The organism is Wukongibacter baidiensis, assembly GCF_050888315.1.
In the GTDB taxonomy this organism is placed as follows: Bacteria; Bacillota; Clostridia; order Peptostreptococcales; family Caminicellaceae; genus Wukongibacter; species Wukongibacter baidiensis.
This window is the reverse complement of record NZ_CP138202.1, coordinates 1,579,386-1,605,264: the sequence shown is the minus strand read 5'-3', so window position 1 is coordinate 1,605,264 and position 25,879 is coordinate 1,579,386. Positions and strand designations below refer to the sequence as shown.

The following is a 25,879-nucleotide window of genomic DNA, read 5'->3' as shown; positions in this document are numbered from 1 at the left end:
AGCAAATATATCACTTTGAGAGTTGTTGTAAGTGGCATTGGAGGTCAGATAATGTTGATAACCATTAAAGAGTATGTGAAACCAGAAAGTATTGATAAAGCCTATGATTGTCTTGTTTCGAAAAAGAACAGTGTATTAATTGGTGGCGGGGCATTTGTTAGGATGGGCCGTAAAAATATAACCACCGCTATTGATTTATCTGAAGCAAATCTTAATACCATTAAGGAAACAGAAGACGAGATCGAAATTGGCGGAATGACAACCTTTGGAGAACTAGAACAGAGTCCTATTCTAAAGAAGTACTTTAGCAATATGCTTGCACTATCGGTCAAGGATATAGTTGGAGTACAGCTTAGAAATATTGTCACGGTTGGAGGAACTGTTCATTCCAGATATGGTTTTTCTGACCTAATTACTGCTCTGTTAGCGCTAGATACAATGGTCAAGTTGTATAAACAAGGAATCATTCCATTAGAAGAGTTCCTCGCAAAGGGATCAGAACAACCAGATATTCTGGAAAGTATAATTATTAAAAAAGATTCTAGGAAAGCAGCATTTGAGTCCATGAGAAATTCAAAGGGAGACTATGCAATATTAAATGTTGCAATATCCAAACTGGAAGATCGATTTAGAATTTCTGTAGGGGCAAGACCATCAAGGGCAACCCTTGCATATGACACAATGGACTACCTAAACAAAAATGGATACTCTCATAAAAATATAATAGAGGCATCTAAAATGGCATCAGACGAAATCACCTTTGGAACAAATAGCAGAGGTGGGAAGGAATATAGAAGAGAAATATGTAAGGTTCTATTAAAGAGGGCGCTATTGGAGGTTGTTGGGAATGCAGATTAATATGAAAATTAATGGGGTAGATAGATCTTTTGAAGTTACTCCCGATGAATACTTAATAGATACCCTTAGGAAAAATGGATACTTAGCTGTTAAGCAGGGTTGTGATACGGGCACATGTGGAGTTTGTACAATCCATATGGATAGGAAAGCAATTTTATCATGTGTTGTATTATCTTGTAGAGCCGATGGACACGAAATTACGACAATAGAGGGTGTTCAAAAAGAAGCAGAGATAATTGGAAAGTATCTTGTAGATGAAGGAGTAGACCAATGTGGCTACTGTAGTCCAGGGACAATAATGAGCATATTGTATTTAGAAAAATGCGTAGAGAATCCTTCCGACGAAGAAATATTACATTACATGAATGGAAATCTGTGTAGGTGTTCGGGATATACAGGACAGCTTAGAGCTATAAGAAGATATTTGGAGGAAAAGTACAATGAAGATTGTAAATAATTCTATATCAAAAATCGATGGGATGAGTTTGGTAAAGGGTAAGCCTGCTTATACCGATGATTTAGCTCCAAAGGATGCTTTAGTTGTAAAGGTTTTGAGAAGTCCACATGCCTTTGCAAGGATCAAGAATATAGATACATCTATTGCCGAGAAGGTTAAAGGGGTAGAGTGTATATTTACACATAAAAATGTCATAAGAAAGCCCTTTACGAGGGCAGGACAATGTTATCCAGAATTATCGGCCTATGATAAGCTTCTATTAGATGAATATGTTAGACATGTTGGAGATGATGTAGCAATAATAGCCGCTGTAGATGAAAAAGCAGCAAATAAAGCTATGAGATTAATAAAAGTCAAGTACGAAGTTCTACAGCCTGTCCTTGATTTTGAAAAAGCAGAGGGTCATGAAAGTATTGTACATCCTGAAGACGATATATTTACCAATATAAATGTTGGATTTGACAAAGACAAAAATATCGCATGTAAAGTTAGCTTTGGTATAGGAGATATTGAAGACTCACTAAAAAACTGTGAAGTGGTTATTAAGAAAACATATAAGACACAGGCTCAGGCCCAAGCTATGATGGAAAGTCAGAGAACCTATACCTATTTAGATACAGCTGGAAGGTTGATAGTTGTGTCATCGACACAAATACCCTTCCATGTAAGGCGAATACTGTCTAATGCTCTTGATTTTCCAGCAAGCAAAATAAGGGTAATAAAACCACGTATCGGCGGTGGATTTGGATCAAAGCAGACTGCTCAATCAGAGTTTTATCCTGCCCTTGTAACGTTACAAACAGGAAAATCGGCAAAAATTGTTTATAATCGAAGAGAGGTTTTTAGAGGTACAACCTCAAGACATGCCATGAAATTTGACATAACGATTGGTGCAAATAGAAATGGAGAGATAAAGGTAATAGATATGCAAGGTTTATCCGACACAGGAGCTTACGGAGAACATGCCCAAACCACATTTGGGGCGGCAGGGAAAAAGGTCCTAACTCTTTACAATAAGGTAGATGCCTGTAGATTTGATGGAAAGGCCGTTTATACGAATCATGTTCCCGGAGGAGCCTTGAGAGGTTTTGGGGTTACACAGGGTACTTTTGCATTGGAATCAGCTGTAAATGAACTGGCCAAGGAGCTTAATATAGATCCAGTTAAGATAAGAGAAATGAATATGATTAAAAAAGGAGAAACTACACAGCTATATAACATGACTACGAAGGGTGCTGGTGATGAACCAATACCAATAGATAGTTGCCAGCTGGAATATTGTGTAGATAGGGGAAAGGAAATTTTTAAATGGGATGAAAAGTATCCAAAGAAGAGGATTAGTGAAAATAAAGTAAGGGGTGCAGGCATGGCCATAGCGCAGCAGGGATCTGGTCTACCTAATATAGATATGGCAGCTGTTACCTTAAAGCTAAATGACGACGGATTCTTTACCCTACTTACAGGGGCTACTGATTTGGGTACTGGCAGTGATACAATATTATCACAAATAGCAGCGGAGTCTCTAGGTGTTGACATGAGGCAAATTGTCATATACTCCTCCGATACCGATGTTACCCCATTTGATAGCGGGGCTTATGCTTCAAGTACAACCTATACAACAGGAAATGCAGTAATCAATGCAGCGGAAAACATGAAAAAGCTTATACTAGAGTACGGAGCAAGATATTTTGAAACCGATGATGAAAATATTGAATTTGATGGTAAAAACATTACAAGACGAGATAATGGGGATTGTATCACCTTAAAGGACTTTTCGAAAAAGATAACCTATAATATGATTCATACACAGCTGACAGCAACAGGATCATTTGTCCCGAAGAAGGTAGCGCCACCATATATGGCAGGCTTTGCGGAGGTAGAGGTAGACATTGAAACAGGAAAGGTAGATATCATAGACTTTGTTGGAATAGTGGATTGCGGTACACCTATTAATCCAAAGCTTGCTACGATACAAGCAGAGGGAGGGATTTCACAGGGAATAGGTCTAGCATTGTATGAGGAAGTGAAATACTCTACAAGTGGAAGGCTAATATCAGACTCATTTATGGAGTATAAGATCCCTACAAGAAAGGATACTGGTAGTATACGAGTAGAGCTTGCAAAGGGCTACGATGAAACAGGACCCTACGGTGCAAAATCTATCGGCGAGGTAGTAATTAATACCGTTGCTCCTGCTATAACAGATGCTATCTATAATGCTTGCGGTGTTAGGATAAGAGAATTGCCTGCAACTCCTGAAAAGGTACTTATGGCTTTAATGAGAAAATCTATATAGCTTAACTAACAAGAGAACCCTAACAGGTTCTCTTAAAATTTCTTTAATTTTAACTACCAGCTTCTACTTTATACATAATGCTATGATAAACTATAGATGATATTATATTTTTTACAATAACGAAGGAGATAACAATGATGTCTAAACTAAGGGTTTTATCTAGTACTATTCTAATACTAACACTGTTAATGGGATGTAATAGGATTGATAACAATGTACATACAACCAATGTAAAAGAAGAGATAAGTGTAAATACGAATATACAAAATGAAATTGATAAAATAAAGTATCTAGTAGAACCACAGTTTAAAATCGGGTTTCCCTATTTCATTGATGGAATAATAGCTGTTGAAAAAGAAACTGAAGATGGAATAAAATATGGATATATCAATGAAAAAGGCGAAACTATTGTCCCTGCTATATATGATGATATTATAAACTGGGTGAGTGTTAGTGGTGAAGGGTCCTTAGGTTTCTCTGAGGGATTAGCACCAGTACGTAGAGGTGAAAAATGGGGATATGTGAATTTGCAAGGAGAAGAAGTAATTGACTTTATTTACGACGATGCATATGAGTTTGAGGAAAATAGCGCAATAATAAGGATAGAAGATAAATATGGATGTATCAACAAAAATGGTGAGTTAATTATACCAGTAAAATATGATGAGTTACGTAATTTTAATGGGGTTCTAATTGCTGGGCTTGAAGGTAAATGGGGATTTATCAAAAACGATGGCAAATGGATAGTAGAGCCAAACGTAGGTGATATTCAACATATACTCCGTGATAAAGAGCATGTAACTGTTCATAGTGGAGATTTAGAAGGAATATATAAAATACAGAATGGAGAGATTATTCGAATTGCTGAGCCTAAATACAACAGGATACGCCCTGTAAGATATGGAGATTATGATGAATACCGTTTCACACTTTTCGAAAAGGATAAAGATGAAGGATATATAAATCCATCTTCAGGATATTTAGATGAAAAAGGAAATGAATTAATTAGAAGTCAAAAGCATTTTTACTCAGAACTATCAGAGGGCATGAGAAGAGTAAAAAACGATGAAGACAAATGGGGATACTGTGATAGAAACAATAATATAGTCATTCCCTTTCAATATGATGAGGCAGAATCATTCTATAATGGGTCAGCAATCGTTACTGTAGATGAAAAAAAGGGCTTCATTGACAAGGATGGAAAGTGGATTTTAGAGCCTCAATATGAATCTGTTCAGCTCATGGAGATGAATGGATATTATATCGCAGAGGATGATGAAGGGCAGTGCTTATTAGATGTTAGTAATTTAGATAAGATAAGTAAAAAATATGATTCGATTGAACCCTTTTGTAGTACTAACTTAGTGCCGGTAATAGAAGAGGATAAACTAGGCTTTATTAACATAAAAGGTGAAGAAATCATAAAACCTGAGTATGACTCTGAAAACTATAGTTTTTCAAAAGAATGTATGGCTGTAAGTCAAAATAATCAGATGTTTTATATTGATGAAGAGGGAGAAAGGATTGGGGATTTAGTATTTGAAGATGCCAATTCATTTACAAATGGATTGGCAGAGGTTAAGCTAGATGGAAAGTGGGGCGTTGTAGATAGAACAGGTGAAATAGTTGTTCCATGTATATTTGAAGAAGTATATGTATATAGGAATGGCTTAGCTAGGGTTTCAAAGAATGGGAAAGATGGACTTATTAGTCTTAATTAAAACAAATGACATCAAACTATATAGTTTGATGTCATTTGTTTTAACTTTTAAAATATTTTAGCTTTACCACTTATTAATACAGCGGAAACTTATCACAAAGAGCTGTAACACGTTCCTTAGCAGGAGTTAAATCATCATGTCTATTATCTATAGTCCAACTAATAATATCAGCGATCTCAATCATTTCTTCCTTACCAAACCCTCTAGTAGTAGTAGCCGGAGTACCAACCCTTATACCACTAGTAACGAAAGGACTTTCAGTTTCCTTTGGCACTGTGTTTTTATTAGTAGTTATTCCGATTTCATCTAAAAGATGTTCGGCTTCTTTACCAGTTATATTTTTACTTCTAAGATCTATTAAAAGTAAATGATTATCCGTTCCACCAGATACTATTTCGAAGCCTTTCTCTTTAAGAGCATTAGCTAAGGTCTTTGCATTTTCTATAACATTTTTTTGATATTCCTTAAAATCATTATCCATTGCTTCCTTGAAACAAACTGCCTTAGCTGCAATTATGTGCATAAGTGGTCCACCTTGAATTCCAGGGAAGATACTCTTGTCTACAGCCTTAGCATGTTCTGCCTTACATATGATGGCTCCACCCCTTGGGCCTCTTAGGGTTTTATGGGTAGTGGTAGTAACAAAGTCTGCATATGGTACTGGGTTTGGGTGTAAGCCAGCTGCAACTAGACCAGCGATATGGGCCATATCTACCATTAGATAAGCACCGATTTCATCGCAAATTTCTCTAAATTTTTTGAAATCAATTGTTCTACCATAGGCACTTGCACCAGCAACTATCATTTTAGGCTTTTCCTTTAAAGCTATTTCTCTTACATTGTCATAATCAATAAAGCCTTCATCATTTACACCATAGGATATGAATTCGTAAAGCTTACCGGAGAAATTGACAGGGCTTCCATGGGTTAAATGACCTCCATGGGATAAGTCCATACCTAGTACCTTATCTCCAGGATTTAGTATTGAAAAGTACACAGCCATGTTTGCCTGTGAACCAGAGTGAGGCTGTACATTAGCATGGTCACCGCCAAACAATTCAATCATTCTTTCACGGGCTAAATTCTCAGCAATATCTACATACTCACAGCCACCATAGTATCTTTTACTAGGATAGCCTTCGGCATATTTATTAGTTAACCATGAACCCATAGCTTCCATGACGGCTTTACTTGTAAAGTTTTCTGAAGCTATCATTTCAATCTTACTTAATTGCCTTTCCATTTCTAGTTTTATGCCTTCGTAAATTTCTGGATCTTGTTTTTTGATCGCATCTAGACTCATTTCGACACTCCCTTTATAAAAGTATTTATGTTAAAAATATGTAAAACCTTTCAATGAACAATCTATATAATATTATTACCCTACAATAGATGGGCAAATCAGAAACCTGATAAAAGTAGATACTGTTCTGTACAATTTAGTAGTAATGTTTGAATATATATACATTTTTAAACATAAAACAGCATATTATCTAATTATTCTACCAGAGAATGTGTAGAATTTAAAGTATTTTCAGACAAATGTTAATATATATTTTAGCCCGGGTTTAGGAAAAAGTTTTCCTTATTCCTTGAAGAATTTTCATCAAATACCATAAAGGATTAGTAGAATTAGTATAGAATTGGTATATGTAGAGAGTTTCAAGTAAATCTTAATTTATACATATCAAAATATCCGATGCTTTTAGGGATTTTTGATGTGTAGATGTGTACAAATTAAAGTTTTGACTGAAATCTCTATAATCTAGATGAGGAAATTACATAATTCTAACTTGGCACAATTGCATATGCGAATATCATCCTTAATTTGATTCTTTAAAATAAAGAATATTTTGGTGGTATAGCTTTAGGGAATTTAAGACTATATATAGTAGTAAGTTTTTTAGGATTGTAATTATGCAATTTGCTCAGATAGATAAATTGAAGATTATTAGAAGGTGATTTAATGAAGATAAGATATATATTAGGCAGGGCAGGCAGTGGAAAGTCGAGGAGAATATTTAAAGAAATAAAATATAAGATAGAACAAGGTGGAGAAAACAAGCTACTGTTGCTAGTGCCTGAGCAGTTTACCCTACAAACGGAGGCAGATTTAATAGGCACAAATAAACTTCCTGGTATAATGAGGGCTGAGGTCATTAGCTTCCAAAGACTTGCCCATAAGGTTTTCGACGAGGTTGGTGGACTTAAGAAAATTGATATAAATGAACTAGGAAAAATTATGGTTTTAAAAAGACTTTTTGACAAGCATGCTAAAGAATTGGAGGTCTATAGTAAAACAAGTAAACAACAAGGTTTTTTGGAAAGTTTCTGTAGACTTGTTACTGAATTAAAGAGAAATGATATTTATCCTGACACACTAAAGGAAACTGTAGACTCCATTGAAGAAGAAAATATATTTACTAGAAAGCTTAGGGATATAAGCTTTATGTATGAAAAATTTTCCGAATATATGGATGGAAGATATACAGACGAGGAAGACAAGCTTAGTATGCTTATCGATAAAATTGATGAAGCCAAGTTTCTAAATGGAGCGGAGATTTGGGTTGACGGCTTTAGTGGATTTACAGCTCAGGAATACAGAGTTTTGGAAAAGCTTATTCTCAAGGTAGAGAAAACAAATCTAGCACTGACTAAGGATACTAGCAAAGATTCAAGGGATATGGAGTTGTTTACTCCTACGGATAAAACCTTTAATAAGATAAGAGAGATAGCCCACAGACATAATGTTAAGGAAACACAAACCCTATTGAATCCTGAAACAATAGATAAAGCTCCAGAACTGAAGCATATCGAGAGGGAGATATATGCTTATCCTTATAACAGATATGATAAAGAAGTAGAAAATATAGAAATTTTTTCTGGAACAAATCAACATACTGAGATAGAAAATGCAGCGGCTAAAATCATTTCATTAGTTAGGGACAAGGGTTATAGGTGGAAGGATATTGCCCTGGTAAATGGTTCTATGGAGAGTTATGGACTGACTATAAAGAGAGTATTTAATGAATATGGAATACCATTCTTTATAGATGAGAAAAGAAACATCATGAACAACCCTATAATTAAGCTTATATTATCATCTATGGATATATTAAGCAGAAACTATAAATACGAAGATGTTTTTAGATTCATAAAGACTGGATTTTGTGCTTTGGATAAGGAGGAAGCCGAGAAAATTGAAAACTTTGCCCTCAAATATGGTATTGAAGGTGATAGATGGTTCAAAGAATTTGATTATGATAATGAAACCCCTGAATTCTTAGAAGAAATAAATGAAATACGTAAAAAATTTATAACACCATTCATGGGCATTAAGGAGAGGCTAAGGGGAAGAAAGTTAGTATCGGACTTTAGCGGCTCTTTATTTGAGTTTCTAATTGAACTTGGTATTGAAGAAAAACTTGATACATGGATAGAAGCCCTTAAGGAAAGGGGCAGATTAGAGTATGTAAATGAATATACCCAGATATGGAATATAATCATGGAAGTACTTAATCAATTGGTGGAGATCCTTGGAGATAATAAAATAAATATTAGAGAGTACAAAAAGATCTTAGAGGCTGGATTTTCACAATATAAGGTTGGAATAATACCGCCTACTGTTGATCAAGTCCTCGTTGGAAATCTTGAAAGATCCAGAAGTCACAATATAAAGGCACTTTTTGTAGTTGGAGTAAATGATGGAATCTTGCCTTCAGGACCCGATGATAATGGGCTTTTGCTTGATGAAGAAAAATTATTGATTAAACAAAAAGGAATAGAGCTTCCCTCCGATAGCGAAACAAGGATCAAGGAAGAAGAATTTTCTATATATACTGCTATGTCAAAGCCCTCAGAATATCTATGGGTCAGCTACGCATTATCCGATAGTGAAGGTAAAGCCCTAAGGCCTTCAATACTTATGGATAAGGTGAAAAAGCTCTATCCTAGCTTGAAGCAAATCAGTGATATAGTAAAAGCCAATACCCCGCAAGACAAAAAAAGACAGCTCAGCATGATTTCTCTACCTACACCTACGTTTAAGTACTTAATAGAGAATCTAAGACATAAGCTTGACGGAAAGCCTGTATATGAATTGTGGGACGAGGTCTATGAGTGGTATTATCAAAATGATGATTGGGATAAAAAGCGTAATATCATGATAGAGGGATTATTCCACAATAACCAAGAGGGATACATAGGTGAAGATAGAGCTAAGGCCCTATACAATTCGCCACTTAAATCAAGTATCTCAAGGCTCGAACGATTTGTAAACTGTCCATTTGCTCACTTTATAAATTATGGTCTGAAGCCTGAAGAAAGAAAGGAATATAAGGTGAGAATTCCTGACATAGGCAATCTATTCCATGATTCCATGGAAAAGTTCTCTAAAAAGTTGTCAATTGAGAACATTAGATGGAGTGATATAGATAAAGAGAAAAGCGATGAAATAGTGGAGAAAATTATAGATGAGATTGCTCCAAACTTTGGCTATAGCATATTAGAAAGTAGCTATAGATACAAATATCTAGTAAACAAATTAAAGAGAGTTAGTAAAAGGGCTGCTTGGACACTGACTGAGCATATAAAAAAGGGAGATTTCACGCCATCCCTATATGAGATTGAATTCGGTGAAGAATCCTTTAGTAGGGTTCCTCCAATAATAATTGAACTACCCGATGGAGAGCAAATCAAGCTTGAAGGAAGAATAGATAGAGTCGATATACTGAAAAATGAAGATGGAAGCTATGTAAAAATAATAGATTATAAATCAGGTAGTAAGAGGTTCAGTTTATCCGATGTATACTACGGATTGCAAATACAGCTTATAGTATATTTGGACGCTGTTTTAGAAAATAAAGATAAGCTTAGAATAGATAATTCTCATCCAGGAGGAGTGTTCTATTTTAAACTTGATGACCCGATGGTTGAGTCTAACGATAACGACGTAGAGAATATTGAAAAGGAAATAATGAGAAAGCTTAAGATGGATGGTATCATTACAAAGGACATAAAAATCGTAAAGGCCATGGATAAGAATATAGAGGAAGAGAGAAATTCCTTGGTTATACCGGCGGCCCTAAAAAGAGATGGAGACTTTAGTAAGAGCTCATCGGTTTTAGAGGAAGAAGAGATTTATTCCTTAATCAAACATGTCAGAAATCTTGTAATAGAAATAGGGGGAGAGATATTAAAGGGAAATATTAAAATAGAACCTTGTAAAATTGAGAACAATGTCTCTTGTACCTATTGCGGATATAATGCCATATGTCAGTTTGACAAAAACTTTGAAAACAATAACTATAGAGTAATAAGAAAACTTAAGGATGATGAAGTAATTAAAAAGATAAAGTCAGAGGATGGGGGTGAGAAGGATGCCTAAGTGGACTAAGGACCAAGAAAAAGCGATAAAGGTTAGAGGTAAGAATCTACTGGTATCGGCGGCAGCAGGTTCCGGAAAAACAGCAGTATTAGTTGAGAGGATAATAAGGCTCATTACTGAAGATCTAATTGACATAAACACTTTGCTGATCGTAACCTTTACAAAAGCCGCTGCGGGAGAGATGAGGGAGAGAATACTTAATGCCATTGTTAAGGAGATAGAGCAGGGGTCAGAGCATGAAGAGCATCTAAGAAGACAGATAACCCTTTTAGGTAGGTCCTACATTACTACTCTTCATTCTTTCTGTATCGATGTTGTAAGGAAAAACTTTCACTTGGTAGATATTGATCCTTCCTTTAGAATAGGTGACATGACTGAAACCAGCATTCTAATTGAAGAAACCCTCGCTGACCTTTTAGAGGAAGAGTATAAAGCTGCAAATGAACCCTTCATAGAATTAGTTGAGGGATTTGGAGGCAATAGAGAGGATGTAAAGCTTCAGGATTTAATACTTAAAATATTTGGATTCATACAAAGTAAGCCTTATCCAAAGAAATGGCTTATGGAAAGTATAGAAGAATTCAACATGGGAAAGGAAGAGTTTTCTAGTAGTAGCTGGATTCGAACCATAAAGGAAAATATAAGGATTGAACTTGAGGGGTCTAAGGATGTCATAAGGAGAGCAATAGAAGCTTGTAATAATATATCTGGTCCTAGGGAATACGAAGAGGCTCTATTTGAGGATTTAAACAATATAGATACTTTGCTTATCAGCTTGGCAGATAGTTTAGAAAAGTTCTATCTAGGCATTAATGACATAAAACACCCAAAATTGAAGACTATTAGGGGAGATAGAAAGCTTGAAATAGATGAGAATCTACAAAAGGAAGTCAAAGATCTAAGGGATAATTATAAGGACAACATAAAGAGCATTAAGGAAAAGATTCTGGTAAGAAGCTTTGATGAATATTTAGATCAAATAAATGAAATATACCCGACAATGAAATACCTTGGTGAGGTAGTAATTAGATTTGGGGAAATGTACAGCGAGAAGAAGCTAGAGAAGGGCATATTGGACTTTAACGATCTAGAGCATTATGCACTTAAGATACTTGAAAACGATGAAGTACGTATGGAGTATAATAAAAAGTTTGAACATATCTTTGTTGACGAATATCAGGACAGTAATATAGTTCAGGAAACTATTCTGAATAGAATAAAACGTGAAAACAATCTGTTCATGGTAGGTGACGTAAAACAGAGTATATATAGATTTAGATTAGCAGATCCCTCACTCTTCATTGAAAAATATGAAAACTATGATAGGGATGGTAAGGGCTTCAATCAAAGAATAGATTTGTCCCAGAACTTCAGAACTAGGGTAGAAATTTTAGATGGAATAAACTACTTGTTTAAAAGTATCATGTCCAAAACCCTTGGAGAGATAGATTATGAAGAGGACTCCTACCTATATAAGGGTCTTGACTTTGAAGATATCGAGAATCCTAATATAGAACTGAATATAATGGAAAGCACCTCTAAATCCGATGAAGATATATCTGAGGAACTTAAGGAAATGTCTAATATTGAGGCAGAAGCGAGCTTTGTAGCTAATAGAATAAAGGACTTAATAGGAAAAGGCACATACGATGCTAAGAATAAGGAATATAAAAAAATACAATACAAGGATATAGTTATACTTTTAAGATCTCCTAGGTCATGGGCGCCAGTATTTACAGAGATATTTTCAAGAGAAGGAATTCCCGTATATGCCGACGATAATTCTGGTTATTTTGATACCATTGAAATAAATATGTTCATGGACCTTTTAAAGCTGATAGACAATAAAAGGCAAGATATACCCTTACTCAGTGTTATGAGATCTCCAATAGGCGGCTTTAATATAAAGGAATTAATAAGGATTAGGATTCAAAATCGAGAAGGAAGCTATTATAAGGCTCTGGAAGATTATATATTAAATAACGATGATGAGCTTGGGAGTAAAATAAAAGAGTTTATAGATAGATTAAAAATATGGGGAACCCAGGCAAGATACTTAAAGCTTGATGAATTTATATGGAAGCTTCTAATAGAAACCGGTTATTATCATTATGTGGGAGCAATGCCCGGTGGTATACAAAGACAGGCCAATCTCAGAATATTAGTTGATAGAGCCAGTCAATTTGAAAAGAGTGCAATTAACGGTTTATTCCTATTCTTGAGATTCATAGACAAGCTTACAAAAAGTAAGGGAGATATGGGTAGTGCCAAGACCCTCGGTGAAAATGAGAACGTAGTCAGAATAATGAGTATTCACAAAAGTAAAGGATTGGAGTTCCCTGTAGTTATTTGCTGTGGACTTGGTAAGAAATTTAATTTAAAGGATATGCAGCAGGATATATTACTTCATAAGGATTTAGGTTTGGGACCAAAGTTTGTGGATGTTCAAAAAAGAATATACAATCAAACCCTTCCTCAATTAGCCATAAAGAGTAAGATGAAGATAGAAAATCTGTCTGAGGAGATGAGGATACTCTATGTTGCCCTTACTAGAGCTGTAGACAAGCTGATACTTATTGGCTCAGTAAGAGAGCTAGAAAGGGAAATCAAGAAATGGCTTAGGGGAGCAACACTCTTTAATCTAGTTAAAGGGCAATCATATTTTGACTGGATATGCTCTTCACTTGCTTTCCATAAGGACGGAGAGCCCCTAAGAGAGCTAGGTAAGTTCCCTGTTAATGAGTCTTCGCTTCATGACAATGATGAATCAAGATGGTCAATAAACTTGATAAAGAAAAAAGATATTTACCAGAGGGAAATAGAAAAAATTGAAACAAGTAATGATGAAAGAGAAAGGCTTGACAATTTTAAACTTGAAGCCGAGCCAAAATATAAGGAGCTTATAGGCGAGAGATTTAAGTGGAAATATCCAAATGAATGTGATACTGGAATTCCATCAAAGCTTGCTGTTAGTGATATAAAAAAGGCTTCCGCAAAAAATATAGATGATATAGTCTTTAAAATTCCATCACTAGTTAAGAAGCCTAGCTTCTTAGAGGGTGAAAAGCCATTTACAAAGGCGGAGATAGGTACAATTATTCACTTTGTAATGCAGCATCTAGATTTAAGTAAAACCCAAGATAGATCTCAGATTGAAGATCAAGTAGATACTATGGTTATGAAGGAGCAATTGACCCTTGAAGAGGCTAAAGTTGTTAACGCAGATAAAATATTAAACTTTTTCAAAAGCGATATAGGAAAAAGAATACTAAAGACTGAAAAAGTATTTAGAGAAGCTCCTTTTATCCTAAAAAAGAGAGCCTCAGAAGTAATTGATGATCTAGAGGAGTGTAGCGAAGATGTTCTTATTCAAGGTATAATAGATTGTTACTTTGAAGAAGGAGATGAGCTTGTACTTATAGACTACAAAACAGGAAATGTATTTTATGAAAACATAGATATGATGATAAAGAGATATAGAGTTCAGATAGAGTTATATAAAGAAGCACTAGAAAAAATTACTGGTAAGAATGTTAAAGAAAGTTATATCTACTTATTCGACATAGATAAGGAGGTGCAAATAGGGTGAGAATATTACACACTTCCGACTGGCACTTAGGTAAGCACTTAGAAAACCAGAGTAGACTGGATGAACAAGAGAAAATAATAGAAGATATAATAGAAATAGCCGATGAAAAGGAAATTGATCTGGTGATAATAGCTGGAGATATATATGATAACAGCAATCCACCGGCCAAGGCTGAAAGACTTTTATATAAGACTTTAAGGAGGCTTGGCAAAAATGGAGAAAGGGCCGTACTTGTCATAGCTGGAAACCATGATAATCCAGATAGACTTACTGCATCAACTCCCTTTGCCTATGAACATGGAATAATACTCCTTGGCAATCCTAAAAGTAAGGCAGAGAAGGGGATGATAGGGAAACATGAAGTATTGGAAGCCGGCGAAGGATATATAGAACTTAAAATAAATGATGAGAAGATAGTAATTTTAACACTGCCATATCCTAGTGAGCAGAGATTAAATGAAGCCCTTGGAGATATCTCCGATGAAAGAGAACTACAAAGGAATTATTCAGAAAAGGTTGGAGAAATACTCGGAAATCTCTCAGAGAAATTTAGAGAGGACACTATAAATATTGCCGTAAGCCACATATTTGTATTAGGTGGAGAAACTTCAGATTCTGAGAGGGTTCTCCAAGTGGGTGGTGGTCTTACCGTAGCAGGAGAAAGTCTATCAGTAGGAGCGCAATATATAGCCCTAGGACACCTTCACAAGCCTCAGAAGGTAAAGTATAAAAATGGACATGCAATTTACTCAGGATCGCCTCTGCAGTACAGCAGGAGCGAAATCGGATATAGCAAATGTGTATATGTAGTAGATCTAAAACCAGGAGAAGAAGCAAAGACAGAGGAGATTCTTCTGAAAAATAGAAAACCTATTGAAGTATGGAGATGTAAAGGGATAGATGAAGCAATAGATATGTGTGAAAAAAATGTAGATAGAGAGGTTTGGGCTTATCTTGAGATAGAAACTGATAAGGTTTTAGACCAATCTCAAATAAAAGACATAAAAAAACTAAAGCCTGATATACTCTCAATAGTTCCAATACTTGAAGAAATAGAAAGTGATGAAAAAGATCTTGAAAATTTCAAAGAAAGAAGCATAATGGAACTGTTTAAAGAATTTTATGTTCATCAGAAGAAGGTAGAGCCAACAGAAGATTTTATGACACTATTTGCGGATATTGCCGGTGAAGAATAGAAATATAAAAAAGGAACTGATCCTTATGACACATGCCTTTTAAAGCGTGCCTGAGGAACAGTTCTTTTTTCATGGTTTCAAAACGATATGGAACTAATTAATAACAAATATTCGACAAAATAGTCATAATTTTTTCTATCTTGGCAGGATTTTCCCATGGACTGTCGAAGAAAATATCTTAAGAAACAATATAGACAGGTATGAATGTTTTAATAAACGCTGATTTATAAATACGTACGCCAAAGGGCTACAATTTTTAAAAAGAATTGGAGAGATATGACTATGGGGAATGATAAAAGAATCTTTGACGTTGTAATCGTTGGAGGGGGCCCAGCAGGGTTAAGTGTTGGAGCAGAATTATCTAAACTGGGACATAAGATTTTATTGATAGAAAAAGGAAAAATTGGTGAAACCGACAGATCGTGGATTGTACCGGGTTCTATTATTGCTAAATTAGATCCAGATGTACAAGAGTATGCATATAACGGTGTCAGAAGATTCCTTGAGTATACGCCGAATATGGAAATACAATGGGATGCTGTTGCTCCATGGAAATCAGAAGAGAAGTGGAAATGCTATCCTTACATTAATCAAGAAGGGATACTTAAGCACTGGGCCGACATTATAAGGTCAAATGGATCTGAGACAATAGAAAACTGTACCTATATTGATTACAAAGTAGAGGATGAAATAGTTACTATAAGAACAGTATCTTCAGAAGGGTCGAACTCTTGTAAAGAATACCAAGCTAAATTATTAATAGATGCATCGGGCTATAGCTCAGAAATAGCAAAAAAGAACAGAATTAGCCGTAAGGGCTACTTTTGGTGGTCCGTATACGGATATGAAATAGATTTCTCTGATATCAAGAATCTAAAGCATCCTGGAAATCTTGGTAATATGGAAGTAGGAGATTATATGCTGTGGCAATCCTTTAAAGATATGCCTATGGACTGTAACAGCACATTATCAGAGCTAAGACCAATAATGGAATATGAAGTCCTCGACGAAAAAAGGGTTTTTGTTTTCATATTATTTTTCTGCGAAAATATTGTAGATAAGGATTTTATGAAAAAGCAGTTTGATTATATACTACAGAACGAAGAGTCTATAAAATCATTTAAAGAAGGTACATTGGCCAGAGAAAGATTTGGATGGTATCCATCAAATGGCTTATCTCAAAAGGTTGCAATGGATAGAGTTGCATTTGTTGGCGATACAGGATGTTGGACAATACCAGCGGGTTGGGGTATGTCATTTATATTAAACAATTATAAAATTTATGCTGAAAATATTAGTGGATTATTGAAAGAAAATAGACTTGATAAAGAAGCCCTTAACAAAGCAACTTCATTTGGGCAAAGAAAAAAATATGAAATCATAATGGATAAGGTTGTACTCCATTTCTTAGCCTTTGCAACTCCAAGTCTAATAGACAGGTTTACAAAGATTGTTATTGATTCTTTTGGGGGCGAAAGGTTAGAAACTATGTTTTGCCTTCAAATGACCGAAGAGGAGTCTATTGAAACATTAAAAGTTGTTTTAAAGGAGTTTGAACTAAAAGAGCTTCTTTCCGTTATGAAGGATGAAAATGATTACCTGTTGCTTTTAGAGTTAGCTAAGGAGTTTGGGGAAACAGTGATTATAGATAAAATCAGACATTTCTTAGGTATGAAGAAGGAAGACGCAGGATTTGAATTCGAGAAGGCTAATTAAGTTGGCTAACTATAGGAGGACATATGAGAAAAACACTTGGTAAATTATATCATTGGTTATTTTATAAAAGATCACCAGTAAACCCATTAGCAATTTTTAGAAACAGAGACAAGAAGGATGTAACCTTACCAGCAGATGATTCTTTCCTATCAGATCAATCGGTACAATGGTGGTATTGGACCGGACATTTGAGGGATGAAACTGGAAAAAAATATGGATTTGAGATAGTATTTTTTGCATTTGATAGTTGGATAGTTTTCAGAAATCAGCTTGCGCAGGCTGCTATTACAGATATTGACAGAGAAAGCTATCACTATAGGGAACATGTGAAGTACTGTAGTCTACCCAGAAAACTTGATGGGAAATTTAACCTTGAGGTTAGTAGTGGAGATAGGGATGTAATTGCCGCATTTGGAGGTAAAGGTAGGGATTCCCTTTACTGTGAAGTAGACGATTATATATTAGATCTAAACCTTGAGTCCTTAGAAGACCCAGTTATTCACTATGATGGAAAGGCACACCATTATTCCTTTGGAGGTTACACCTATTATTATTCTAGGGAAAGAATGAAAACCGAGGGGACTATTAAAATAGAAGGTAAGACATATAAAGTTGAGGGAATAAGTTGGTTTGATAGACAATATGGAGATTTATATAGGGCCATTTTTAAAGGATGGCAGTGGTTTGCAATAGAACTTTTTGATAAAAGAACAATAATGCTATATGATTTTCTTGGAGAATATAGTGAAAGCGAGAAGTTTGGTTCTATTACCCATGAAAATGAAACAAAGGTACTAAATCATAATGATTATGAAGTAATTATTCTTGATAGATGGAAATGCCCACGTACAGATATCCAATTTCCTTCCGGTTGGAGAATCAAACTAGAAGATATGGAATTTATTATCGAGCCAGTAATAAAACATCAGGCTTTAGTAGCCAAACATGTATTTTGGATTGGCCCGGAATACTGGGAAGGTGCTTGTAATGTGTACGATGATAAGTACGAGTTAATAGGGGAAGCCTATGTTGAATTAAACGGATTTGGACATAAGCTAATTAGTATGAACTTAGAAGGCTATGGCGGAGTTAATTTTGGGATATAGTTACGTAGGATCTTTATGATAGGATTGGACTTTCAATAAAGGAATAATTTAACCCCATGGTATAGGTGTAAAGGAGTATAAAATGAAGATTTTAGGTTATGAAATAATTGAGAAAATATATGAAAGCTCTAATTCAATTATATACAGAGCTGTAAAAAGTGATGACGATAAATCCGTAATAATAAAATTACTAAATCATGAATATCCTTCTGAAGAAAGAATTGCCCAATTTAATTACGAATATGAGATTATTAATAATATTGATATTGATGGAGTAATAAAAGAATATGGTTTAGAGAGCTATAAGAGCAGTTTTGCATTAATCCTTGAGGATTTTGATGGAATAGCAATTAAGAGCATTGATTTTAAGTCTTGGGAGCTAAAGGATAAACTTAAATTACTCATCAAGATAATTGATATTATAGATAAGATTCATTCAAAGAACATTATTCATAAGGATATTAATCCCTCAAATATTTTACTTAACGAAAAAACAGGAGAGGTAAAGATAATTGATTTTGGTAATGCAACTAAACTAACAAAGGAAAAGTCATCAATTAATAGTAAAAGGGTAATTGAGGGAACATTTGCCTATATTTCACCTGAGCAAACTGGGAGAATGAATAGAGCCATAGATTATCATTCAGATTATTATTCTCTTGGAGCGACCTTTTACGAGATACTTGCAAATCAAAAAATGTTTCCGAATATTTCTGACCCTATGGAGATTATACATTATCATGTCGCAAAGGAGCCTAAACCTCTTCATCTATTGGATCAAGAAATTCCTCTTACAGTATCAAAAATAATTATGAAACTTCTTGCCAAAAATGCAGAAGATAGATATCAAAGTATTTTAGGTATAAAATCAGATATTTTACATTGCATTGAACAATTAGAGGCAAACGGTGTTATTGAAGATTTTGACATTGCTACGAAGGACAACTTAAGTAGATTTCAAATACCACAGAAATTATATGGTAGAAAAAAAGAGTTATCGAGTCTGATAACTGCATATGAAAATGCATGCAATGATGGATATGAATTAATGCTAATAGAAGGTTTTTCGGGGATCGGGAAAAGTGCTCTTATTAAGGAGTTTCAAAAGTTTGTTTTAAATAAAAGAGGATACTTCATAGCTACTAAATACGAAAAGTTTAGAGAAAATACCCCCTATAGTGCAGTTATACATGCATTTAAGGAGCTTGTAAGATTGGTGCTGACCGAGAGTAACGAAAAAATAGATTCTGTTAAAAGAAAATTAAAGGTATGTCTTGGGATTAACGGTAAGGTTATTACAGATGTAATACCTGAAGTGGAGAAACTTATTGGAAAGCAACCGGACGTAGAAGAATTACATCCTGTAGAAAGTCAAAATAGACTTAACTTTGTTTTTAAGGAATTCGTTACTGCGTTTCTTGATAGAGAGAATCCACTGGTGATTTTTTTTGATAATCTCCAGTGGGCTGATAATGCATCGATGAATTTAATGAAAATTTTGTCACGTACAAAAAATAACGGAAATCTTTTTCTAATGGGTTCCTACAGGAATAATGAAGTTGATGAACTACATCCTTTTAAAATAACTTTAAATCAATTAAAAGAAAAAGGTGTACAGATAAAAGAACTAAGGCTTCTACCACTCAATTCAGAGGATGTTAATGAGCTTGTTTCAGATACTTTAAAGTCAGATGTAGCAAATACAAAGGAGCTCTCAGATTTAATATATGAAAAGACAAAGGGCAATCCATTTTTTATTAGTGAGATTTTAGAACAGCTATATGATAAGAGCATAATAGTTTTTGATGATAAACAACTATGTTGGAGATGGGATATAGAAGAAATAAAGAATATAGGTTTCACAAGCAGTATGGCTGAGATAGCCGTTGAGAGAATTAAAGGGCTACATGAAAATACCCAGAGGGTATTAAAGCTAGGGTCCCTTGTTGGAAATATTTTTGACTACAATACATTGTTAAATATAGATAAAACTAGGCAGAAAGAAACCGCAGAAGGCCTATGGAATGCATTACAAGAAGGGCTTATTTTGCCACTCGATACATCCTACAAATACATACAAAGCTCAAGAGTTAATTCTAAATTTAAATTTTTCCATGACAAAATCTATGAAGCTGCCTATTCTCAGATTAAAGGAGAAGAAAAGAAACACCTTCACTTTAAAATAGGACAAACTATGAAGGCAAATGTTAAAGAAGGGGATATGGAAAAAAGGGTATTTGATATTGTAACACATTTGAATATAAGTAGAGAATTGATTAATGATGAAAATGATATAAGAGAACTAGCTGAGCTTAATTATATGGCTGGAAAAAAGGCAAAAAAATCTTCTGCATTTATCTTAGCACTTGAGTATTTAAAGCTTGCAATAGAACTTATTGGGAAAGATATTTGGACATATGACACAGCCTTGGCAATAAAACTATATACCGATGCAGCAGAAGCTGCTTATTCCTGCGGAGAATATGAAATAATGGAGAACTATATTAGTATTGTATTGAAAAATGGTGACAACTTGCTAGACAAAGTAAAACTATATGAAATAAAGATTTTATCGCTTTTAGCAAAAAATAATACAAAGGAAGCAGTTGAAACGGCAGTAAACGTATTGAAAAAGCTAGAGGTTGATTTTCCGAAAAAGATATCCAAAGGACAAATTCTTTACAAGTTGATCCTATTCAAGGCTTCACTTTATGGAAAAAATATTGATAGTTTTGTGGATCTGCCACATATAAAAGACCAAGAAAAGGCTGCTATAATGAGGTTATTGACAACGGTAGCTTCTTCAGCATATCTCTCTGCTCCTGAATTATTTATATTAATGGTACTAAAGGAGATTGAGATATCAATGAAATATGGGAATTCAGTGCAATCTCCATTTGCCTACTGTACCTATGGTACTATTTTATGTGGATTACTAGGTAATATAGATGATGGATATAAGTTTGGAAAAATAGGCCTGAGAATTCTTGAAAAAACAGAAAGCAATGAACTAAAAGGAAGGACTATTGTAGCCGCATGCATATTTGTTACTCATTGGAAGGAGAAACTGGATGATGTGCTGGAAGATTTAATGAAGGCTTATATCTATTCCATTGAAGCAGGGGATGCTGAGTATGCTGCTTGGGCTCTTCTATGCCACGGATTTCATTCACTTTTTGCTGGGAAAAGCATAAAGAAAGTGGGGAAAGAGCTTACTGCATCGTCGGAGAAGATAAAGTCTGAGCTAAAGCAGGATAAGCAGTACAATTCAATCTGTACATTCATACAGCTTTTACAGAAATTATCAAAAAGTAAGGGCGATAAGACCAGTCTATCCGATGAAAATTATGATGAAAACAAATTGATTAGAGCCTATATAGATAACGATGATAGGAATGGAGTTTATTATATATATAGCAATAAAATGATTCTAAATGTATTCTTTGAGAACTATGATATCGCACTAGAGGCCTCAGTGCTTGCAGAAAAATATATTGATAGTGTAATGTCAACAATTAATTATCCAGTATTCTTCTTCTACAGTACCCTGGCCTATCTATCAAATCATGGAAAAATAGATGATAGGGATAGGAGAAAAATATATAAAAATCTTAAGAAAGTTAAAAAGTGGGCAAAGGCTTCTCCACATAGTCATAAGTACAAATATTATTTGTTGGAAGCTGAAATTTGTAGAGTAAAAAAGAAGTATGAAAGGGCATCGGAACTTTTTGATTTAGCCATAGATCATGCTGCTAGTAATGGATTTGTCCAGGATGCTGCATTGGCCAACGAACTTGCATCTAGATTTTATAAGCTTAGAGGGAAAGAAAGTATTGCAAAGGCTTATATGCTAGAAGCCCATTATCTTTATAAAAAATGGGGAGCAAGTGAAAAGGTTGCTGACCTTGAGGAAAAATATTTTTATCTCAAGAAGGTATTTGTGGAAAGTGATATTTCAATTTCTAACAATACATATAGTCAAACATCTACTCAAATGCTTGACATAGCAAGTATAATGAAGATTTCTCACCTGCTAGCAAGTGAAATGAAATATGAAGGCCTAATAAAGAAAATGATGAAGATCGTTATGGAAAATGCAGGGGCACAAAAAGGATTTTTTATCACTAAAAACGAAGATAAATTACTTCTTAAGGCAGAGGCTAATATAGATAGTGATGATTGTAAGGTAATGGAGGATACAGAGATACAAAAATTCCAAGAGATTCTTTCTGAAACTATAATCAATTATGTATTTCGTACAGAAGAAGGCGTGGTAATTAACGATGCAGTCAATGATAAGCGCTTTCAGAATGACTCTTATATTGATATGTTTAAACCAAAATCTATATTATGTATTCCTGTGTTGACACAAAATAAGCTGGTTGGAATACTTTACTTTGAAAATAATCTGACAACAGGAGCATTTACAAAGGAGAGGATTGAGACCTTGCAAATAGTGGCCTCACAGGCGGCTATTGCACTTGAAAATATAAGTCTCTATAAAAACCTAGAAGATAAGGTGAGAAGACGCACAATGCAACTTAAGGAAAGGTCATCAGACCTTGAGAAGGCTAATGAAGAACTGAAAACTGCCATGGAGAATTTAAAACAAACCCAGACGCAGCTTGTCCAATCAGAAAAAATGGCGGCTCTAGGTAATTTAGTTGCCGGTGTGGCTCATGAAATGAATACTCCAATAGGAGCAGCTAAGGCGGCTGCAGAGGATATTTCACATACATTTAACTCATTAATGAACCTTATAGAGCTATTTAGACAGCTTGGACCAGAAGCAGCAGATAAATTATGTACATTAATAGACAATGGTATAGATAATAATGTGCCTCTCTCAACAAGAGAAGAGAGGAAATACAAAAGGGCTTTGAAAAAGGTACTTGAAGACTCTGGAATTGAAGAAGCTGATTTGATTGCTAACTATTTAGTTCGTATGGGGATTTATGAAAAGGTAGAGGAGTTAGAAGCTCTTTCAAAGGAAAAGGATTTAATCTCGATACTTCGAGTAGCAAGTGATTGGGCTGTGCAAAGGAAAAACGTTGAAAATATACGTTTAGCCCTTAACAAAACAAGTAAGATTGTATTTGCTTTAAAGAGCTATTCCCATTCTCAAGACAGCAATAAACCAGTAACTGTATCGGTACAGGAAGGTTTAGAAACAGTACTAATCATTTACCATAATCAGATAAAGCGTGGAATTGAGCTAATTAAGAACATTAACCCAGTTCCTTCGATAGAGGGGTATCCTGATCAACTAAGTCAGGTATGGACTAATATTATTCATAATGCCATTCAGGCTATGTCGGCTAAGGGAAAGCTTATAGTAGATCTGAAAGAGGAGAAGGGTTATGTGGTAGTCAAGTTTACAGATAATGGTCCAGGGATTCCTCCAGAAATTATGGAAAATATTTTTGAACCATTTTTTACGACGAAGGAAAAGGGTGAAGGAACTGGATTGGGATTAGATATATGTCAGAGAATTATAGATAAGCATGGGGGGAAGATTGAAGTAGAATCGGAACCGGGGAGAACTGCATTTACCATATTCTTGCCGATAAATGGACTAGATATGGAGTAATATAAACATACTACAGCATGTACAAAAGGGTGATTTTATGGAGAAACCAGTAATTCTATGTGTTGATGATGAAAAAATGGTTTTAGACAGTTTAGAACGACAGCTTGGAAGAGAACTAGAGCAACACTATATACTTGAATTTGCCGAAAGCGGCGTTGAAGGCCTTGAAATTATTGAGGAGTATTTAGAACAGAACCATAGGATTGCTGTGGTGATCTCTGACCAAGTCATGCCGGAAATGAGTGGAGATGAATTTCTAATTGCAGTACATAAGCTATCCCCAACAACAGTGAAGATTATGTTAACAGGCCAAGGTAACGATGAATCTATAATAAACGCAATAAATCATGCAAACCTTTATCGTTATATCGGAAAGCCATGGGAAAAAGCCGATGTTACCTTAACTATAAAAGAGGCAGCAAAAAGCTATATGCAGGAGCAAAAATTAATAGAACAAAATATTAATCTGCAAAATATGTATCAAAAGCTGAAGGAAATGAATACAAACTTGGAAAAGATGGTTTATGAGCGCACAAGGGAGTTACATATACAGAAGGCTTTCTTTGAGCAGCTCTTTGCCAATTCTCCTGAAGGGATTGCTATATTAGATAATGAATTCCAGATTACCAATATAAATGATGCCTTTGAGGACTTGTTTCTATATTCCATAGATGATGTTAAGAATCAAAATATTAATGAACTGCTTGTTCCCGATGACTATATGAACAAAGAGTACCATTCTTTAAATTCTATTCTTTGTGGAAGTACCATGAGATTTGAATCCGTTAGAAAACGCAAGGATGGTAGTTTGATAGACGTATCGGTAACCGGTTATCCAATAATGGCAGAAAATGAACAATTTGGTATATGTCTTATATTTAATGATATTTCCCAGCGGAAGCAGACAGAAGAACAGCTACGATATCTTAGTTTGCATGATGCTCTTACAGGACTTTATAATCGTGCCTATTTTGAACAGGAGATGAAGAGGATAGGCAGCCTACGAGATTCGTGGGCAGGTGTAATGGTATGTGATATAGATGCGCTTAAACTAATAAATGATACATTAGGTCATCAAGCTGGAGATGATTTGATTAAAAAGGCCGGCAGTATCATTAAGAATTGTATTAGACCAAGTGATATGTTGGCTAGAATCGGTGGAGATGAATTTGCTATATTATTGACAAACGCTGATATATCAGTACTTGCCGATATAAACACTAGAATTAAAGAAGCCATGAGAAACCATAACTCATCAAATCCAGAGTATATTTTAAGTATTTCTGTAGGATATGCTGAAAAGAAACAAACTTCAAACTCTATTGAAGATGTTTTTAAAGAAGCTGACGCTAATATGTATCATGATAAAATATTAAAGAGCTCTAATATTCGAAAGACAATTATTGAAAATCTTATAGATAATTTAAAAGAAAGGGACTTCTTTGCCAGCGGCCATGCTGAACGTTTAAAGCTATTAGCAGCACGATTTGGACAACGAATAGGTCTTTGCGAAAATAGAATAAAACAATTGGTGCTATTGGCAGAGTTCCATGATATAGGGAAGGTAGGGATTCATAGGAGTATCATATTTAAGCCCGATGATTTAACCCCAGAAGAATTTACTCAAATTCAGAAACATTGCGAAATAGGATATCGTATCGCTAAATCCATACCCGATATAGTACATATTTCTGATTTGATAGCAAAGCATCACGAGTGGTGGGATGGAAATGGATATCCAGTAGGCCTCAAGGAAGAAAAAATTCCTTTAGAATGCCGGATTATAAATATCATCGATGCATACGTTGTTATGACAGATACTCGTCCATACTGTGAAGCTAAATCCCATGATGAAGCCAAATATGAGTTAAGAAAATTTGCTGGTATACAATTTGACCCCAAGCTAGTAGATTGTTTTGTAGATATGTTAGAAGAATAGAAGTAGAGACACAGAAAGGAATGAA

General features: G+C 34.9%; 12 protein-coding genes. 11 read left to right on the top strand and 1 reads right to left on the bottom strand.

The annotated features are described in order from the left end of the window. The first annotated feature begins 51 nt into the window (after positions 1 to 51). The 4 genes from R9X47_RS07425 (at position 52) to R9X47_RS07410 (ending at position 5,332) form a co-directional block, all read left to right on the top strand. Entirely contained in the window at positions 52 to 858 is an 807-nt protein-coding gene (locus R9X47_RS07425) for an FAD binding domain-containing protein (RefSeq protein WP_432666133.1), read from the top strand. Further along, positions 848 to 1,315 (top strand): (2Fe-2S)-binding protein, encoded by a 468-nt coding sequence (locus R9X47_RS07420; RefSeq protein WP_432666132.1) that lies wholly within the window; start codon positions 848 to 850, stop codon positions 1,313 to 1,315. Before R9X47_RS07425 ends, R9X47_RS07420 begins: the two co-directional genes overlap by 11 nt. Beyond that, a complete protein-coding gene (locus R9X47_RS07415) occupies positions 1,299 to 3,611 on the top strand; it encodes a xanthine dehydrogenase family protein molybdopterin-binding subunit (RefSeq protein ID WP_432666131.1) in 2,313 nt (770 codons plus the stop codon). Before R9X47_RS07420 ends, R9X47_RS07415 begins: the two co-directional genes overlap by 17 nt. Positions 3,612 to 3,745: 134 nt before the next feature. After that, positions 3,746 to 5,332: a WG repeat-containing protein gene (locus R9X47_RS07410; RefSeq protein ID WP_432666130.1), complete on the top strand. Its 1,587-nt coding sequence runs from the start codon at positions 3,746 to 3,748 to the stop codon at positions 5,330 to 5,332. 73 nt (positions 5,333 to 5,405) lie between these two features. Here R9X47_RS07410 and glyA read toward each other — a convergent pair whose 3' ends face one another. Beyond that, on the bottom strand, positions 5,406 to 6,635 hold the full coding sequence (gene glyA / locus R9X47_RS07405; protein ID WP_432666129.1) for a serine hydroxymethyltransferase: 1,230 nt from the start codon (positions 6,633 to 6,635) through the stop codon (positions 5,406 to 5,408). A gap of 663 nt (positions 6,636 to 7,298) precedes the next feature. On the opposite strand from glyA, the gene addB reads away from it, so the two are divergent. The 7 genes from addB to R9X47_RS07370 all read left to right on the top strand — a co-directional run bounded on the left by addB (position 7,299) and on the right by R9X47_RS07370 (position 25,854). Beyond that, positions 7,299 to 10,718, top strand: a complete 3,420-nt coding sequence (gene addB / locus R9X47_RS07400; protein ID WP_432666128.1) for a helicase-exonuclease AddAB subunit AddB — start codon at positions 7,299 to 7,301, stop codon at positions 10,716 to 10,718. Next, complete coding sequence (addA, locus tag R9X47_RS07395) at positions 10,711 to 14,307, top strand: helicase-exonuclease AddAB subunit AddA (protein ID WP_432666127.1); 3,597 nt, start codon at positions 10,711 to 10,713, stop codon at positions 14,305 to 14,307. The genes addB and addA overlap by 8 nt, the downstream gene beginning before the upstream one ends. Then, complete coding sequence (locus R9X47_RS07390) at positions 14,304 to 15,503, top strand: exonuclease SbcCD subunit D (protein WP_432666126.1); 1,200 nt, start codon at positions 14,304 to 14,306, stop codon at positions 15,501 to 15,503. Before addA ends, R9X47_RS07390 begins: the two co-directional genes overlap by 4 nt. Before the next feature lie 282 nt (positions 15,504 to 15,785). Beyond that, entirely contained in the window at positions 15,786 to 17,219 is a 1,434-nt protein-coding gene (locus tag R9X47_RS07385) for an FAD-dependent oxidoreductase (RefSeq protein WP_432666125.1), read from the top strand. A 23-nt stretch (positions 17,220 to 17,242) separates the two neighbouring features. Beyond that, entirely contained in the window at positions 17,243 to 18,325 is a 1,083-nt protein-coding gene (locus R9X47_RS07380; RefSeq protein ID WP_432666124.1) for a lipocalin-like domain-containing protein, read from the top strand. 82 nt (positions 18,326 to 18,407) lie between these two features. Next, positions 18,408 to 23,915: a protein kinase domain-containing protein gene (locus tag R9X47_RS07375; protein ID WP_432666123.1), complete on the top strand. Its 5,508-nt coding sequence runs from the start codon at positions 18,408 to 18,410 to the stop codon at positions 23,913 to 23,915. Positions 23,916 to 23,952: 37 nt separating this feature from the next. Beyond that, positions 23,953 to 25,854, top strand: a complete 1,902-nt coding sequence (locus tag R9X47_RS07370) for a diguanylate cyclase domain-containing protein (protein WP_432666122.1) — start codon at positions 23,953 to 23,955, stop codon at positions 25,852 to 25,854. Positions 25,855 to 25,879 lie beyond the last annotated feature (25 nt).